Source organism: Coleofasciculus sp. LEGE 07092 (assembly GCF_015207375.1).
GTDB lineage: Bacteria > Cyanobacteriota > Cyanobacteriia > Cyanobacteriales > Coleofasciculaceae > LEGE-07092.
This window is the reverse complement of sequence record NZ_JADEWY010000136.1, coordinates 1-16,256: the sequence shown is the minus strand read 5'-3', so window position 1 is coordinate 16,256 and position 16,256 is coordinate 1. Positions and strand designations below refer to the sequence as shown.

15 protein-coding genes are annotated in these 16,256 nt (G+C 46.9%); 7 read left to right on the top strand and 8 right to left on the bottom strand.

Going from position 1 to position 16,256, the window contains the following annotated elements:
* Nucleotides 1–5: 5 nt before the first annotated feature.
* The gene (locus IQ257_RS24655) at nucleotides 6–2,117 is read right to left on the bottom strand and encodes a S8 family serine peptidase (protein ID WP_193933286.1); all 2,112 of its coding nucleotides are present in this window, start codon (nucleotides 2,115–2,117) and stop codon (nucleotides 6–8) included.
* Between the two features lie 234 nt (nucleotides 2,118–2,351).
* On the opposite strand from IQ257_RS24655, the gene IQ257_RS24650 reads away from it, so the two are divergent.
* The 3 genes from IQ257_RS24650 to grxD all read left to right on the top strand — a co-directional run bounded on the left by IQ257_RS24650 (nucleotide 2,352) and on the right by grxD (nucleotide 3,684).
* Nucleotides 2,352–2,972, top strand: coding sequence for a hypothetical protein (locus tag IQ257_RS24650; protein WP_193878786.1), 621 nt, complete (start codon nucleotides 2,352–2,354; stop codon nucleotides 2,970–2,972).
* 45 nt (nucleotides 2,973–3,017) lie between these two features.
* Nucleotides 3,018–3,281: a BolA family protein gene (locus tag IQ257_RS24645; protein WP_193878788.1), complete on the top strand. Its 264-nt coding sequence runs from the start codon at nucleotides 3,018–3,020 to the stop codon at nucleotides 3,279–3,281.
* Nucleotides 3,282–3,360: 79 nt separating this feature from the next.
* Nucleotides 3,361–3,684, top strand: coding sequence for a Grx4 family monothiol glutaredoxin (gene grxD / locus IQ257_RS24640; RefSeq protein WP_193878790.1), 324 nt, complete (start codon nucleotides 3,361–3,363; stop codon nucleotides 3,682–3,684).
* Between the two features lie 83 nt (nucleotides 3,685–3,767).
* Here the strand turns inward: grxD and IQ257_RS24635 are convergent, their stop codons facing one another.
* The 3 genes from IQ257_RS24635 to IQ257_RS24625 all read right to left on the bottom strand — a co-directional run bounded on the left by IQ257_RS24635 (nucleotide 3,768) and on the right by IQ257_RS24625 (nucleotide 5,297).
* Entirely contained in the window at nucleotides 3,768–4,019 is a 252-nt protein-coding gene (locus IQ257_RS24635) for a DUF6761 family protein (RefSeq protein WP_193878792.1), read from the bottom strand.
* A 207-nt stretch (nucleotides 4,020–4,226) separates the two neighbouring features.
* Nucleotides 4,227–4,922, bottom strand: a complete 696-nt coding sequence (locus tag IQ257_RS24630; RefSeq protein WP_193878794.1) for a response regulator transcription factor — start codon at nucleotides 4,920–4,922, stop codon at nucleotides 4,227–4,229.
* A 189-nt stretch (nucleotides 4,923–5,111) separates the two neighbouring features.
* Complete coding sequence (locus IQ257_RS24625; RefSeq protein ID WP_193878796.1) at nucleotides 5,112–5,297, bottom strand: PCP reductase family protein; 186 nt, start codon at nucleotides 5,295–5,297, stop codon at nucleotides 5,112–5,114.
* A gap of 190 nt (nucleotides 5,298–5,487) precedes the next feature.
* Between IQ257_RS24625 and IQ257_RS24620 the strand changes: the two genes are divergently transcribed.
* Complete coding sequence (locus IQ257_RS24620) at nucleotides 5,488–6,006, top strand: universal stress protein (protein ID WP_193878798.1); 519 nt, start codon at nucleotides 5,488–5,490, stop codon at nucleotides 6,004–6,006.
* Here the strand turns inward: IQ257_RS24620 and IQ257_RS24615 are convergent.
* Nucleotides 5,952–6,878, bottom strand: a complete 927-nt coding sequence (locus tag IQ257_RS24615; RefSeq protein WP_193878800.1) for an alpha/beta fold hydrolase — start codon at nucleotides 6,876–6,878, stop codon at nucleotides 5,952–5,954. The two genes, IQ257_RS24620 and IQ257_RS24615, sit on opposite strands and share 55 nt — an antisense overlap.
* Before the next feature lie 222 nt (nucleotides 6,879–7,100).
* Here IQ257_RS24615 and infC point away from each other — a divergent pair, with 222 nt between their 5' ends.
* The 3 genes from infC to IQ257_RS24600 all read left to right on the top strand — a co-directional run bounded on the left by infC (nucleotide 7,101) and on the right by IQ257_RS24600 (nucleotide 11,361).
* A complete protein-coding gene (infC, locus tag IQ257_RS24610; RefSeq protein WP_193878802.1) occupies nucleotides 7,101–7,628 on the top strand; it encodes a translation initiation factor IF-3 in 528 nt (175 codons plus the stop codon).
* 77 nt (nucleotides 7,629–7,705) lie between these two features.
* The gene (locus IQ257_RS24605) at nucleotides 7,706–10,717 is read left to right on the top strand and encodes a HEAT repeat domain-containing protein (protein ID WP_193878812.1); all 3,012 of its coding nucleotides are present in this window, start codon (nucleotides 7,706–7,708) and stop codon (nucleotides 10,715–10,717) included.
* Between the two features lie 161 nt (nucleotides 10,718–10,878).
* Nucleotides 10,879–11,361, top strand: coding sequence for a Crp/Fnr family transcriptional regulator (locus IQ257_RS24600; protein ID WP_193878804.1), 483 nt, complete (start codon nucleotides 10,879–10,881; stop codon nucleotides 11,359–11,361).
* Between the two features lie 98 nt (nucleotides 11,362–11,459).
* On the opposite strand, the gene IQ257_RS24595 is transcribed toward IQ257_RS24600, so the two are convergent.
* The 3 genes from IQ257_RS24595 to IQ257_RS24585 form a co-directional block, all read right to left on the bottom strand.
* Nucleotides 11,460–13,574 (bottom strand): DUF262 and DUF1524 domain-containing protein, encoded by a 2,115-nt coding sequence (locus tag IQ257_RS24595; protein ID WP_193878806.1) that lies wholly within the window; start codon nucleotides 13,572–13,574, stop codon nucleotides 11,460–11,462.
* A gap of 74 nt (nucleotides 13,575–13,648) precedes the next feature.
* On the bottom strand, nucleotides 13,649–14,284 hold the full coding sequence (locus IQ257_RS24590) for a hypothetical protein (protein WP_193878808.1): 636 nt from the start codon (nucleotides 14,282–14,284) through the stop codon (nucleotides 13,649–13,651).
* 192 nt (nucleotides 14,285–14,476) lie between these two features.
* Entirely contained in the window at nucleotides 14,477–15,778 is a 1,302-nt protein-coding gene (locus tag IQ257_RS24585) for a Glu/Leu/Phe/Val family dehydrogenase (RefSeq protein ID WP_193878810.1), read from the bottom strand.
* Between the last annotated feature and the right edge of the window lie 478 nt (nucleotides 15,779–16,256).

Below are 16,256 nucleotides of genomic sequence, written 5' to 3'. Positions count from 1 at the left end.
GCTCATCACACCCCCACCATCAATTCCCAACTTTTCAACCTACCCGTATCCGTTGGCGAATGATCAACCACCCACAACTGCCAAACCCCTGCGGCTGACTGCTCCAACAGTTGCTTGAGAGCGGGTGTATTATCTGCTGAATAGGTTGCTTGTAGCTGAGTCTTAACACCAAGGGTGCGATTTTGCAACAGTACAGTTTGACCGCTTGGCGATTTCAAACTTACCTCAACATCGCCCAAAAACTCGTGTTCAATACTGACAGTCACCTGAATCTCTCGCACCGCCACCGATTCATTGACTCGAATCGCACTGGCAACCCCATTAGGATTATTATCAGGAATGGCAAGATTAGCATCATTGCGTCCCTTAAGCATTCGAGAAACTCCTGCTGGCTGCATCTTCTGCTGTTCAGCAGCTTGTACCGCTTTAAAGGCATTCACCTTGCCATAACCAAACCACTGAGAATGCCCGTTCGTATCGTAAGTTCCCAGTCGCATCCCCAACTGAGGGTCAGCATCTCGATCTACAATTTTATCTGCTGTATCTTGCAGAATGCGCTTAACGTCCTGTGCTGTCAAGTCAGGGTTAACAGAAAGAACCAGTGCCGCAACACCTGCGACTACCGGAGTCGCGCTAGATGTGCCACCAAACCCCCGCACAAAATCACCCGATTCATACCCCGCAGCTCCGACTAAATCAGCCGTAAAAACTCCCAATCCAGGGGTTGGCGAATTGATATTGGGTGCTGTACTAATAAAACCCGTCTTTTCAAACCACATTCCTGGCGGCGCATTGTTACTGGGAGCGCAAATCGAGATATTTGTCCCCCAGTTGCTATACACTGATTTTTTACTGAGGCTGGTACAGGCAGATACGGCGATGACATCAGGATGAATGGCAAAACCACTCAACCAGTCAGTTGGTCCTCGCAGCAAGTTATTGAGCCAGCTTCGCTCAAAAACCGTGCCGCTGACGGGGCGATTAGCATTTCCAGCCGCAAAAACCACAACACAACCCTTGCCCCCACGTCCCTCAGTAGCCGCACGGGTTAGGGCAGCTCGTTGGCGCAGGGAAAGGGGAAAATAGACTGTTGCTGCCCCCCAACTACAGGAAACCACGCTGGCATTATTTTTGATTGCCCAGTCAAAGAGTTCTTCAATACTCGAATCATCCAGAAAACCACTGGTACGAATGGGCATTAGCGCACAACCAGGGGCGACACCAACAATCCCAACACCGTTTTCTTCGGCAACTGCAACCCCAGCGCAAGCCGTTCCGTGGCTTTCTTCGGAACTAGCAGGCAGGGGCAGGAAGTCTTTGTCTTTGAAGTCTTTGGGGGCAACAATTTTCCCCGTTCCCTGAAAATCTGGGTGATTCAGGTCAATCGCGTCATCGGCTACCGCTACAACCACAGACCGATTACCCCTGGTAATATCCCAGGCTTTCTCTACATTAATATGAGAACCTGCTGTTAGGCTAGATCCGCCACCATGGTTGAGATACCACTGCTGGGGATAAAAGGGATCGCTCGGATGGTAACTCGGTTGTTGCGGGATAGCAATCTCCGGTTCAGCCATTAAAACTTCCTCTCGTCCCATCAGTCGGTTGGCAATTTTGACAGGATTTTCCGTGGCGTTAGGGGTAAGGCGAAAGACAAAGGTATTGGGAATACCGACAACCGACTGTACCAACTCTAAGCCAAAATCTGCCGCGATCGCTGCTACTATCCCTTCATCAGTTTCTGGGATAAATTGCACCGTTAATTGATCGGTCACGTAAACCAATGTCCCAGGATTATTCTTGAGCTGGTAAACATGACTGGCAAAGGCAACTGTCTTTTGCTCCCGTGCCCCTTGCATGGCATGATCTTGCTGTTCAGGAGCAACCGTAAATTCGACAAGCTGGGTGCCGGAAATGTGTCGATAGCACTGAATGGGTAAGGCTTCTTCCAATTTTTGTGCCGTCGCTTCAGAGTTTGGGCGTACTGTAAAGCGATCGCGTACCTTTAAAAGTAATAATTCCTGACCCCCTCTCTGTAGGATTGTGCCTACACTTTCTTCTGGAACGCTGCCTGTTTGAGGAAAATCATCGGGTGCGGGTTCAAAGAGGTGAGTCATGGGTTATAATTCTTAATCCTTTGAACAATAACGCAGTTGTTGAGCAACCCTATCCGGAATTCTAATACTATCTCCAAACACAGTCAGGAAACTTTCTGCCTGTGGCTAGAGTCTAACCACGCGAGACTTCCGAAATTTGGCGATCCCAACTAATGCCACCCAATCAGGTTTGGCAATGGTAAGATACCCGAAGTTCAGATTCTCTAGTTTGTCTTTCACTCCCCTACTCTTACGATGGTCTCTTCTGGAACAATGCGCCCCTTTACCTTTACCTGTCTTGTTGCTTTACCCCTCACGGCTGCCTTGGCAGTACTGCCACCCGTACACGCTCAAGATATTGAATTTCCAGAAGATGCTGGCGAGATGCAGCTAGACCCCACAGACCCCAATAACTTGCGACCCTTGACCCAAGAAGGCAGCATTCTGAGCTTACAAGGTGGACAACGGTTAATGGAAGAGGCAGGGCAGGCGATTCAGGCGCAAAACTACGGGTTAGCAGCCCAAAAACTCCAACAGGCGCGTCAGGTTTTCAACCAGTTGTCTAATTTTTACCAGCAGCTTGCTTCCAGTTTCTCGGGAATCGACAATCGGATTTTCGATGCCCAACGACAGAAAGCTTTGGAAACAGCGGAAATCCGAGATGAAGCCACCTATCAGCTCGCCCTGGTACATAGGGCACAAGATCAACCAGAACTGGCTGTTCCTTTATTAATTCAAATCGTTCGCTCTCAGAATCCCACCCGCGACCTTGGCAAGAAAGCTTACCAGCAGCTTTTTGAATTGGGCTTTGTTGATGCCCCTTATCCCCGACCCCGTGACAGCGAACCCACTTCCTCTGTAACTCCTCAACGTTAAATTAGTTGTAAGTTCCGTTAAAGCTAAAGAAAAAAGGGAGTTCTAATGATTAGTCTAGAGCAAGTTGAGGCAATGATTAAGGCAGAGCTACCGGACGCTCAGGTGCAGGTACAAGATTTAACCGGGGGTGGCGACCACTTGCAAGCGATTGTCGTTTCCTCCCAGTTTGAAGGCAAGGGCTTAGTGAAACAGCACCAGCTCGTTTATGGAGCACTGCGACAGGCAATGGCAACAGAAGCCATCCATGCCCTCGCATTGAAAACTTACACCCCTGAAGCTTGGAAAGCTCTTGATAGAGAGGCTGTTTGAGCGGCAAGTGTAGAACTCATTCCAACCGTCGCTAAACTAGAGCTATAGGAAACTGCATGAGGACGTTACGAGCAAAACCATGACGCCAGAACTCAAAGAACGGATTGACCAGTTACTAAACGAGAACAAAATTGTAGTGTTTATGAAGGGGTCTAAATTAATGCCCCAGTGTGGTTTTTCCAATAATGTCGTCCAGATTCTGAATACTCTGGGTGTTCCTTACACAACTGTAGATGTTCTAGAGGATTACGAAGTTCGTCAGGGAATTAAAAACTATTCCAACTGGCCCACCATTCCTCAAGTCTACGTTAACGGCGAATTCATCGGCGGCTCAGATGTGATGATTGAGCTGTATCAGAAGGGCGAATTACAGGAGATGGTTGAAGTGGCACTGGCTTCTTAGTTTGCCAATTTGATTGGGGCAACCTTGTCAGTTATAAAGCCTGCTTGAGCAGGCTTTATTTGTTTGACGTTTTTTTGAAGCGGCTAGTAGTAGTCTGCTTCAGGTTGCGGTAGCGGTACGGCTTCAAAGTTTGATGGGTCCCGGAGATACCGGGTTGCGTCTTCCTCTAGACGGTGAATGAGGTATACTTCTAGGGCGTTACTGTGCCGAAGAGCATCGAGATAGCCATCAACATACAGCCGCAGTTCATCAAAGCGATAACCCCGGTTCCACATAAAAACCAGAGCATCCGTAAGCTGCTGATAGTAGCGTATCGTTCGAGTATCTTGAAGCATGATCGAAAGAGTTTTGAATTCGATATTTTTAAGTTTTGAGTTGCACCCTGTCAATCAATATTGGCACTGACAACGAGCAACTACAGCTAGCCCCCTACTACCATTGTGCCTCATACCCACCACTCGTGATGTGTTTTTTTAAGTAACATCTACTTAATTTAACCTCTTGGGATCACTATGCATAATTATCACAAAACAAGCAATAAGTCAATCCACTAAACGATTTTCCATAGCAAATCGAACAATTTCTGCTCGGTTACTGGTTTCTGTTTTCCTGAGAAGACTGCTAACATATTTTTCAACAGTCCGAGAACTTAAATGTAACTGATTTCCAATTTCACCGTTCGATAAACCCTTAGTCAGTAAATCTAAAACTTGTTGTTCTCGTTTAGTTAGATGGAGAGCATCAGATTGAGTCTGTACTGTTTCCGAATGCATTGGGTTGAGTTTTGGGACGGATTCCCCCACGGCTGTCGGGAGGGGAGTTTGCACTGCCTCCGTAGAAGAAAATCGCAATTCCGTTTGCACAATCTGCGATCGCTCCAATAGATTGCGAATCACCGCGCCCAGTTCTTTCATTTCAAAGGGTTTGGGAAGATACAAGTCACACCCCAACTGATAACCCCTGATCCGCTCCTCAGTACTGCTGCGTTCGGTTAAAAAAATCACAGGTAACAGGCGAAAGGCAGGCTTTTGACGAACTTTTTGCACCAGTGCGTAGCCATCCATTTTCGGCATATTGATATCAGTCACAATCAGGTGAGGATGATACGTGTCGATCAGAGACAGTGCCTCTTGACCATCCTCAGCCGTGACGACTGAGTAGCCTGACATCTCCAGGTAATCGCTAACAGAAAGGCGAGTACCTAGGTTGTCATCTGCAACCAGGATTGTCAATGGCATAGGGTCGTGTGAATAAAAGCCAATCTATTTTTAAGCTAGGTCAAATTTGTTGCCATGCACTAAACCAAAAAACACTTTTTTGGTAACCTTTTAAGGGAGGAAAGCCTCCATAGAGTCCAAAACACGAAACCCATTAGCTTTGGGATGCTTTGAACAACTAGCCGTCATCTTACCGAAAGCAGCTCTTGCCTACTGACCGAACTCAGCTCTTGCCAGCTCGACAATTTCAACCGTAACCACATCCAAGTCGGCATCACGAGCGAGTTGCTCAATGCGTTGTCGAGCTTGGGCGCGAACGAAATAGGGAATATTTCTCAGCTTGGCTTTAGCTTCAGACGTCCATTCCAGGGCGTCCGTCAAATCAGAGCTGCTCATAATAGTGAGACGGGAACGTTAATAATGAATTAGGTGGACAAGGGCTTTCCACCTCGATCTTAATCCATCTAGACCTCCGGGGTACTGCGACTATAAGCGTTAGCTTGGGTTGTAAGCGGATAGGAAGGTAATTCCGGTTGAGGGTACAGTTATCGTCAAGAGTAGCTCCTTTCTTCTCAAGAGAACAATTATGGTTTTCCAAAAAATTCTGGTGGCGCTCGATCTCTCCCCCCAATCTCCCAAGGTATTTGAACAAGCGTTAGAAATAGCCCAAAACGAACACAGCCAACTCATGCTGTTCCACTGCCTAAGCTGGGACGTGGAAGGAGAAGCCGGTCTTTTCATGGGAACCGTAGGCGGTGCAGACTTGTATGGAAGCTTGTTGGGACAACGGCAAAAGCATCTTCAAGACGAAGTTAAAACCGTCCGAGAGTGGTTGCAAACCTACCAGCAGCAAGCAACATCAATGGGTATTGCGACCGAATTTGATTGTCGAATTGGAGATCTCGGACCTCAAATTTGCGCCCTAGCTCATACCTGGCAGACCGATTTAATTGTTATCGGTCGTAGAGGGTATAAGGGTTTATCTGAAATCTGGTTGGGCAGTGTTAGCAACTATGTGATTCATCACGCTCCCTGCTCGGTTTTAATCGTTCAAGGGGTGACACCACCTGTTGAGCAAGTCGAGAGCCAGTCTAAGAGAATCTGATTGACTTGCTCAGGGCATTCATCGTGAGGGCAGTGACCCGCATTTTCTAACTCCACTAACTCCAATTTAGGGTTCAGTGCAGCAAACTGCCCCGCCAAATAGGGAGGAATCATCCGGTCTTTACACCCCCAGATTAAAAGCAGGGGAATATCCAAGGTGGGCAAAACTGATTTGACACGGGGACCAAATTCAGTTGAAGTCATTGCCTTAAACAAAGCGCTAAACGTCGCCGCAGCTCCTTTGTCCCGAGCGGGTTCGGTCAAGATTTCCACCAACTCCGCCGTAACCGCCTCTGGGTTGGCATAAGCCAGTCCTGCCCATTTCCGAACAATGGGTGGATGTCGAACCAGGTAAAAAAGGCTTTTAAGAATGGCGGGTGAGGCAACAAGACCTTCAATCGTTGACATGATAGGTCGTAGCCACAGGGGAATCGCCTCCTCTCGTTGGGAAAAATCGGGTAAGCTAATCATCACCATCCCGCTTACCATTTCAGGATGTGCCGCTGCTGCTGACAAACAAACGAGGGAACCAATCGAATTGCCCACCAATACCATTGGCTGCTGGATAAAAGTTTGCCAAAACTCATAAACTTGGTCTACCCAGAGATCAATTTTGTAGTCTGCCTGCGCCTTGCGTGATGCACCGAACCCCAGCATATCCAAAGCATAGACCGGGTAATGCTGGCTTAACACCTCCAAATTTTGACGCCAATGCCCGATTGAGGTTCCAAACCCGTGCAGCAGTAAGATTGGGGGTGTTAACTCTCGATGGGTTGGCAGTGGGCGAAAATAAGTATAGCGGGTTTGCCAGCCCCGCCAAACCCAATCCCGTTGATTACCAATTCGCTGCTGCCAATGCACGGATTTGGTCACAAAACGCCTCGACTTCAACAACGTTTACAAACTCCATTCTAAGAGACTCAGTACGGGGGACTTAGAAAGACGAGAGACAAGGGAGAATCATTCCTGTCAGAATAGGTCACGAAGTTACGTTAACAACCTAGACAGAAACTGGATAAGACTCGGTAAAATGGCAAGTAAAATCAGCGTACTCCTTAGCTAAACCTACCGGTACTACAGAACCAGTAAACGCCTGTGAGTGATAAAAGACGCCAACGCGATTTACCTCAAATTAACGAAAGAATCAGATTCCCTGAAATTCGAGTCATTGATATGGATGGGACACAACTGGGGATAATCTCACCTCAAGACGCTTTGCGCATCGCCGAGGAAAAGGAGTTGGATCTGGTCTTAGTCAGTGATAAGGCAGATCCGCCCGTGTGTCGCATTATGGACTACGGCAAATACAAATTTGAACAGGAGAAAAAAGCCCGTGAAGCTAGAAAAAAGCAACACACCGCTGATGTCAAAGAAGTAAAGATGCGCTACAAAATTGAGGATCATGACTATTATGTGCGCGTCAATGCCGCTGAACGCTTTCTCAAATCTGGAGACAAGGTGAAAGCAACAATTACCTTCCGAGGTCGAGAAATTCAACACAGTGACCTAGCAGAAGACTTGCTTAAGCGTATGGCAACAGATTTGCAGAAAGTGGCAGAAGTGCAGCAAGCCCCCAAACGAGAAGGTCGTAATATGATGATGCTACTTTCTCCCAAAAAATAAGCCTCGGAGTCATTAGTTAGGGTTCAGTAGTGCAAGACTAATGACGAATGACTAATGATTTAAGGATCAAACGCCCCATGAAAGTGCTTCCTCGTACTCGCGTCCAAGGTGAATGGGTACGGAAAATTCTACAGTGGGTGAATCTTCGCCCCGAAGAAGGTGAGCGAACAGGCTTGATGTTCGCGTTCTACACCGCAACCTCAATTGGGCTGCTTTGGTTTGAGTACAGTGCAACAGCCCTGTTCTTAGACAAATACGGAGCCAAATGGTTGCCGGTGATTTATATCGCTAGTGCCTTAATGTGTTCTGGTTTGGGAGTGTTGTATTCCTGGCTACAACGCATTTTACCCATGCGAGGCGTCTTAGTAGCGATCGCACTCCTGGCAGCTATACCCCTGTTGATTCTTCGCTTGGGCTTAGGAGTTGGGTATTTAGACGGTTTGATTGCCTTTGGCACTGTCTTCCTTTTGCGGTTGTGGATGGACGCCGTAGAAGTTCTCAACGACCTCAACTCGCAAGTTGCTGCCAATCAACTGTTCAATATCCGGGAAATTAAGCGCACCTACCCGCTTATCTCATCGGGACTCTTAGTCGCTGATGTGATCTCAGGCTTTTCCTTACCGTTTCTTCTATTTGCCGTTGGGCTAAACAACGTAATTATCGTTGCGGGTGTGATGATGCTGGTAGGAGCCGGCGCGTTATTTTATCTAACTCAGCGCTACAGCCAAGCCTTTCCCGACTCACCGACGCGATATTGGGACGATGATGAGCCAGAATTCGCCGTTCGCCGTACCACAGGTCCCCTGCAACGCTATATCATTCCCTTATTTGCCTTTTTTATCCTGGGCGAAGCCCTCTACCTGTTGGTAGAATTCCAGTACCTCGGTCAGTTAGAGGTAAACCTAGATACTGCTGACATCGCCGGTTTTCTAGGCTTATTTAGCGGAGTAGTCGGGCTATTTGAACTCACGTCCCAATGGTTCCTCTCTAGCCGCGTCATCGACCAAGTTGGTGTTTTTGTCGCCGCCATGGTACTGCCAGCCGCCTTATCCATTTTGGGCTTGCTTACCCTCAGCGGCTTGCTAGATGTTCTGATTCAGTTTTTCGGTCACGCCATTCCTTTCCCAGATTGGGTGACGGGACTGTTTGTGGGTCTAATCTTACTGCGGTTCATTGATGAGCTATTGCGTTACACGTTAATTGCAGGGATTGAACCCTTCCTTTTCCAGCCCATAGCAGAAGCAATTCGCAACTCCACGCAAACGACTGTACAAGGAATTGCTGAACCCATCACAACCGGGATCAGTGGCATTGGTATTTTGGCAACGATTGGACTGTTACATTGGGCATTTCCAGCTCAGTCAGAAGCTTGGATTGTGCAATGGCAAAGTCAAGTGTTTATCTTTGCGATCGTGCTTTTCTCTTTGATCTGGCTGTTGAGTGCTTGGTTAATGCGCTCTAGCTATGTCAGTTTACTGGTTCAAAGTGCTGAACAAGGACGTTTGGGTTTCTCTGATGTAGACTTAAAGGCATTCAAGCGGGTAGTGGTGGAAGCCTTGGAACAGCCCGGTACAGAAGCCGATAAGCGCTCTTGCATTCAATTACTTTCTCAAATAGACCCAATGAATGTCGGTGAAGTCCTCGCGCCGTTGTTGCCCCGACTGTCTCCAGCATTACAGTCATTGAGTCTGGACGTGATGTTAGACGATCCCAATCCCAGCTATCTCAGTGATATCCAAGTTCTGATTGATCACAAGCCGCCCCCCGACGTTCTGGCTTTAGCGCTGCGCTATGTCTGGCTGAGTCAGCCCGAACTAGATATTCAAATCATCAAGCCCTATCTACAGGCGGCAGTTGATCCCACTGTCAGAGGGACGGCAGCCGCCTTAATCCTGCGTCGCGGAACGCCTAGTGAGAAAGCCGAGGCAACCAATGCGCTGCGGCGAATGCTCACTTCAAAACGGGAACGAGAACGGGTGATGGGTACGCGGGCTTTGGGAGAAGCCGAATACTTGCAAGCGCTGAGGTTGTACATCCCCAATCTTTTACAGGATGAGTCGCTGCGGGTGCGTTGCGCCCTACTGGAGGTGATTGCGGCTACTCATTTGCAAGAGTACTATCCGTCGCTGGTTAAGGGACTTTACTATAAATCGACCAGGGAGGCGGCTCGTAGCGCCTTGGTACGCTTGGGGAACGAAGGGATTCCCTTATTGTTGGAATTGGCAGAAGACATCCATAAGCCCGATTTGGTAAGGCTGCAAGCATGGATGGCGTTAGGTGAGATCAATACACCTGAAGCCTTACACCAGCTTGTGCAACAGCTTATGACTAGTTGGGGTACAACCCGCCGTAATATTGTGCGGATTTTGGTTAAGATTCCTAATGAAGCTGGGATTGATATCGTTCTCGACCAGTTTGGACGTAGTGGAATTGAGACGTTAATTGATCAAGAATTCCTGTTGTTAGGTCAGATTTATGGGGCGCTGCTAGATCTGACGCCGGAAACGATTTCTGGACAGGAGGCAGATTTGCTGCGACGGGCGCTACAGGATCTACAAACGGATGTGATTGATCGCTGTTTTTGGTTGATGAAGTTTCTGTATCCAGTGAGCGCGATTCAAGCCGCAGCGTTTAACCTGGAGTCAGAATCGCGGTCGAATATTGCGATGGGATTGGAAATATTGGATAATACCATTGATATTCCCTATAAACGAGCGTTTTTGGGAATGTTGGATCGGCGTTCTCTTACTGATAAACTGGACTGTTTGGTGGAATTGGTGCCTTATCAGCCGATGAATCCGAGCGATCGCTTGCGTCGATTGCTGGAATTGCGCCACTTTCTGTCAGACTGGACTTTAGCCTGTTGTTTTCATTTAGCAAAAGCAGCCCACGTTAGTTTGACCCCAGAAGGAACACTAGTCTGTCTGCGTCATCCTACAGGTTTTGTTCGGGAAGCGGTTTTAGCTTATCTAAAAGCCGCATCACCCCGTGCTTGCATTGAACTACTGCCGATGCTGAAAAATGATTCAGATCGTCTGGTTTCTGCTGTTGCTCAACAGATGATTAGAGAGTTTGGTCTGGTGAGCTAATTTTTGGGTGTGCAGTTAGCAATCTGTCCTTTACACTTAGATAGACCGATGCATCGAGTCCATGCACGCTTACTATTTCCTTACCAGTTGGATCGGGATACGGTAAACTTGAGTTTCTTCGAGTCACTAAGCGCGAATGGCAAGCAGCTAACCGCTAACCCATGTTAACCAGCGTTGAGCGTCTATTATTTGTCAGGGGTGTCCCCATTTTCCAGGAACTGCGGGATGACTTTCTGGTACGTGTTGCTTCCGTGATGGACGAACTGTCCTTTCCTCCCAATCACACCATCGTTACTCAAGGAGAAGAAGGGCGATCGCTCTATATTGTTGTCTCGGGTTTAGTACGAGTTCATATTGGCGATCGGGATTTGGCACAGCTTAAGCCGGGAGCCTGTTTTGGCGAGATGTCTCTGTTTGATGCTGAACCCCGTTCAGCATCAGTTACGACATTAGAAACCTGTGAGTGTCTGATGCTTACCCAACTCCAGCTTTACGACGCCATTGATGAGACACCGGGAATTGCTATTAATATCATCCGCCTGCTTTCCCGACGGATTCGAGAATTGAATAACAAGTTGAATGCTTACGAGATTAAGAGTCCAGCACCGGACTTTACTAGAGCGAGTACTAATTTAGCAGGTTAGAATACTATTCTGCTAGGGTTCCCAAGTGGACTAACTGGGGTTCGTGAACTTCTAAAAAGGAAAAGTTAGGGGATTTAAGAGTATTTCCTTTCCTCTTGTCATGCTTCACTTTCCTCCTTGTGCTTATCAAACGCTTGACGAACTAAAGCCATCACATCATCGAGTTGTTCCAGCAAAGAAAAACCAACTTCTACATCTCCATTTCCCCAACGTCCTACATTCGTCACGTCCCGACATAACCCTTTCGGGTCGTCAATTTCATCAAACTTCATGTTGATCGACAAGCGCAGGCGACTTTTTTGAGGCACGATGTCCACAAAATTTGTTGTCGTTTTATAGGCAATGTAGAATTTTTTAAACTCCTCTCGCACTGAAGCATCGAGATTTAAAATGCGCTTACGCAGCGCTTCAAATAACTCCAAAACTTCCCCTTGTAAATACTCGGCATGACGGCTGCGATACGTTTCTGCCGGAGTCGGGAAAACCTCGTGCAGGACTTGCTGCACGTTCAAGTTTTGACTATCTATTTGGACGGCAGGAACAGCCCAAACCTTCACCGCCCAACCCGCCAATACTTCCGCTCGATTCTTGATTTCTGTTTCATTCCAGCCGTCAAGCTTGGCTAACATCCGGTTGAGCCGTAGAGGACTGTCAGCGAAGCCATCCTTGATATCTCGCTTTTCCCAAAAAGGGCGATCGCTATATTCGGAGTTGTAGCCTGTTAAAGTTAAATTGCCAATTGTGTGCAAATACTTCCCCTGAATTTCCTGCCAAGACTCCCCCAAATCTGCCTGCCACTGAGCCGACAGCTTGGGATTTTGGGGCATGATATGTTCAATGGTGTAGTCTTCTGGATTAACCAGCTCTTTTGTGCGATCATGATTTTCTAACTTCCGCAGTAAATAATTGCGGTTGCGGAAGCTATAGATATCTTTGACGAGAAACTCCCGGCGGAATTCTTCATCATCCGGAAATCGCTTGTAGGCATCCTTGCGCACAAAGGCTAGTTGCACACTTTCAAGATAGTTTTCCCGGTCAATTTCCCGACTGAAATTGGCAAACGTTTTATTCATCGAGTTAGTGGGAATACCACAAATGGCGCGGCGAAAAACGTAGCTTTCCACCAACCTCAAAATACTGACAAATTCCTCCCGCATCAGCAAATTTTGGCTGTAGTCTTCGTAAATTCCCAGTAAAAACGGATAGGCGACATCAACCTTGAGCGTATTGATATCGGCAAGCGCTTGCTTAATCTTTGAGTCAGTTTCCTGCTCAAACGCCAGTTTGACATAATGTTTGGAGTAGTGATAGACATCGGTGATAATGTCATGAATCGATGTCCCCGCTTGTTTTTGGACGTAGTTTTTGAAGCTACTGTAGACATCCCGAATATTAGGAATCGCGCCAGATTTGGATTTAAGTGTCAGGTAGTCTCGCATGAAGCGGTCAAACAGACTCGATTTGCTACCCCGGTCGAAGTTTTGCTCCATCGGATACCAGTAATTGTTGTAGATTTGCTCCTGTTCCTTTGGCGGCAATCCCATTAAGACGTAGTTGCGAATTAGGTCAGCTTGGGAAAGGTCAAGTCCTGTGGAATTGAGGCTTTCAAAGATGAGTTGAGGATTGTCGCGATCGCGTTCTAGGGCAATATTGACGATGATGAGCTTGCTAATCCCCCGATAGAGACTATTGAGGTCAATTTCTAGCTTACGAATCTGGTTCTCAAAATACTGATAATTTTCGACAATCTGCTTGGATGCCAATTGAGGCAACTCTCGCTCCTCAATCAGCCGGATAAATGTCTCTCGGTCACTCTGAGTAAGCAATAATTTGTACCGTTCTTCCCCTTCTTCTTGAGTATTAAACAGATAATAACTTTCGATTTTTTTTCGATTGGTTTCCAGCTTCTCTCCGGATGCTTCAATTGCCTTACCCAATGCAGATAAGAGTAGACAAAGAGTTGTTAGCCGCTGCTGTCCATCAATAACCAAGAGTTGAGGTACAGCAGCGACTTGGTACAAACCTCCCTCGATATAGACAATTGAGCCAACAAAATGTCCTGATATCTCTTCATCCTCAGCAACTCGAACAATATCGTGCCATAACTGCTGACATTGCTTCAGCGTCCAGCTATAGGTACGTTGGTAGATGGGAATGACAAATTGATTGGGCTGTTGGAGAAACTTTAGGCAGTTAACTTCGGTTGCTTTCATCGGTTTAATTATTTACCCTTAGCGATAAAATACTTTTCCAGCAAATTCTTAAAAGAAGATGGGGAGAATAATTTTTAACTAAAATTTCGTCTAATTTGAGCAATAGCAGAATTAAACCCCTCACTATGAATCCAACCCACATAACCGCTATAAACCATTCTGTCGTTACTATCGGCTAAGAAAACGTGATCAACTCCCAAGGGATTTTTCCAAGTTCTCACCGCTGTCCCATCCCTGAGGCGAATAATCGGCGTAGACTGTTTGAAATCTCGATGATGTGCCGGAGTCATACCGGGGACACGTTCTAAAATAGCGATCGCTTCTTGAGTAACATCCGTTAAGTAAGCGTTCACCACCGTTGCACAACCGCACCCATCCGTTACCGTCGCTTTCAACCTATCCTTAATATCCCCATCAAATAGCGACAGTGAATCAATCTCCTCAATCAGCTTCCCATGGGGTTCAATCTGCCGTCGCTGACAGTAAACTGCCGTTAGTAAATCCTCAAGCCCCACCTCTGCTAACGCATCAGTAATTAATCCCGCCAATCCTAATACCGCAATTCCCCCCAACATTCCAGCAGGTCCACCCAAGAAAGCTAAAGCAGCGGTGATAGCAGCAGCCCCCGTTAACCCCGTAGCTGCCATGGTAACCACCAAAATGACACCCGGTAATCCCAAAGCCGCAATTTTTTTGACGACTTCATCCATTAGTTTTGACCTCAATTCCGATGGAAGTAAACATTTATGCCTTCTCCATCGAGCCTAACTCACCCTTCGGGTGCATTGCACAGGGTAAGTCTACGGATTTTTGTCAGTCAACCAGGGGGAGATAGAGAGACAATCACCAAGGATCGTTCTCTATATACCTCCCCTGTTCTGCCACTCCCCACCCTTTCAAAATTATGAAAATCGACCGTTAACGTAATAATCCCTCGTTCCCTTCGCACTCAGGGCTTCTCCTAATCGATTCAGTGCATGAACGTAAGCGGCAGTGCGCATAGAAATGGCAAGTTCCTGGGAAAGTGACCAGATTTGCTGAGTTTCTTCAACTATTTTATGCTTCAGCCGTTGGTTAACCTCTTCGATAGTCCAGTACAGTCCACTGCGGTTTTGTACCCACTCAAAGTAGCTCACTGTAACGCCGCCAGCATTGACTAAAATATCAGGAAAAACATAAATTCCCTTGGATTCCAAAACGTTGTCAGCTCCAGAGGTAATTGGTCCATTGGCTACTTCAAATATGTACTTAGCTTGGATGTCATTGACGTTTTCTGAAGTAATCTGATTTTCCAATGCAGCGGGAATAAGAACATCAACATCTAAAGCCAGCAATTCCTGATTGGTCAACAGTTCATGTTCGACACTATTGCAAACGCTGCCTTCACAATAGACCTCTTGAACTCCTTTGCTGGAGGTTTTATAGTGGCGAATGTTGGGAATATCCAACCCTTTTTTAGCATAAACTCCGCCTTGAGAATCGCTGACTGCCACAACTTTATAACCCGCTGTGGCAAGCAATTCTGCCAGTACAGCCCCCACCTTTCCAAATCCCTGAATAGCTACGGTAGTATCATGGGGGAATCGGTCAAATTTGGGTAGGATAGCGGCGATCGCAAAAAAAGCACCCATAGCTGTAGCTCCATCGCGCCCGATACTTCCACCCATGGTTGTCGGTTTACCCGTAACTACGGCTGGCGTAATTTGACGGCGGATGATACTGTATTGATCCATCATCCAACCCATAATCATGGCGTTGGTGTAAACGTCAGGAGCGAGAATGTCAACATCAGGTCCGATAAAGTCAGCGATCGCATCAATATAGCCACGACTGAGGCGTTCTAATTCCAGTTTTGATAAAGTTTTGGGATTGACAGTAACGCCACCTTTAGCACCACCAAAGGGTAGATTTAAAACAGCACATTTAAACGTCATCCAAAAAGCTAAGGATTGAACTTCATCCAGTGAAACATTGGGATGATAGCGCACACCGCCTTTTCCGGGTCCCCTGGTATCATCATATCGGACTCGATAGCCTTGAAAAATTTTTAATGAGCCATCATCCATCCGCACTGGAATGGAAACACTCAAACTCAATTTGGGATACTTTAACCGTTCAATCGCATCCTCAGAAATGGAGACATATTTCATTGCCGCTTGCAATCGTGTACTTGCATCAGCTAAGAGTGAAAGTGAATTAGACATCTCAGTAACTTTTCCTAATGTAATTCAGTAACCGAACGTAATCGAATCCCAAGCTTTGTAGATGGGACTCATTCAAACTCTAAAATCGAACAAGAATGATAGCGCGTTGCTCCGTCTTGCTTTAGCGAGGGTGCTAAAGAGCAAGAGTTGCTCCAGCGCATAGCGCAGAGAAGCCCCCTTCACTGGCAGAAGAGTGAATCACCCCAGCGCTAGTTTTGTATTGAGTTGTTTAGTTTATGCCATGAAAAGCTTGACTCCAAAGCGATTCCTCGCCTCTGAATCCGGCTGAATAATGATCTGTTCTCCCAAAGGGAGAGCAAAAAAGGCTCGGTATAAAACGTCCTTACTACAATTATTTCACGGAATCTAACTAGATCGCCGTAAAAACGTATATTTTGTTACCTTTTAACATCGGCTTCCAATTTGGAGGAAGCCTGACGAGGAAGTGAGGGAGATGGGGGGATGGGGAGGATGGGGA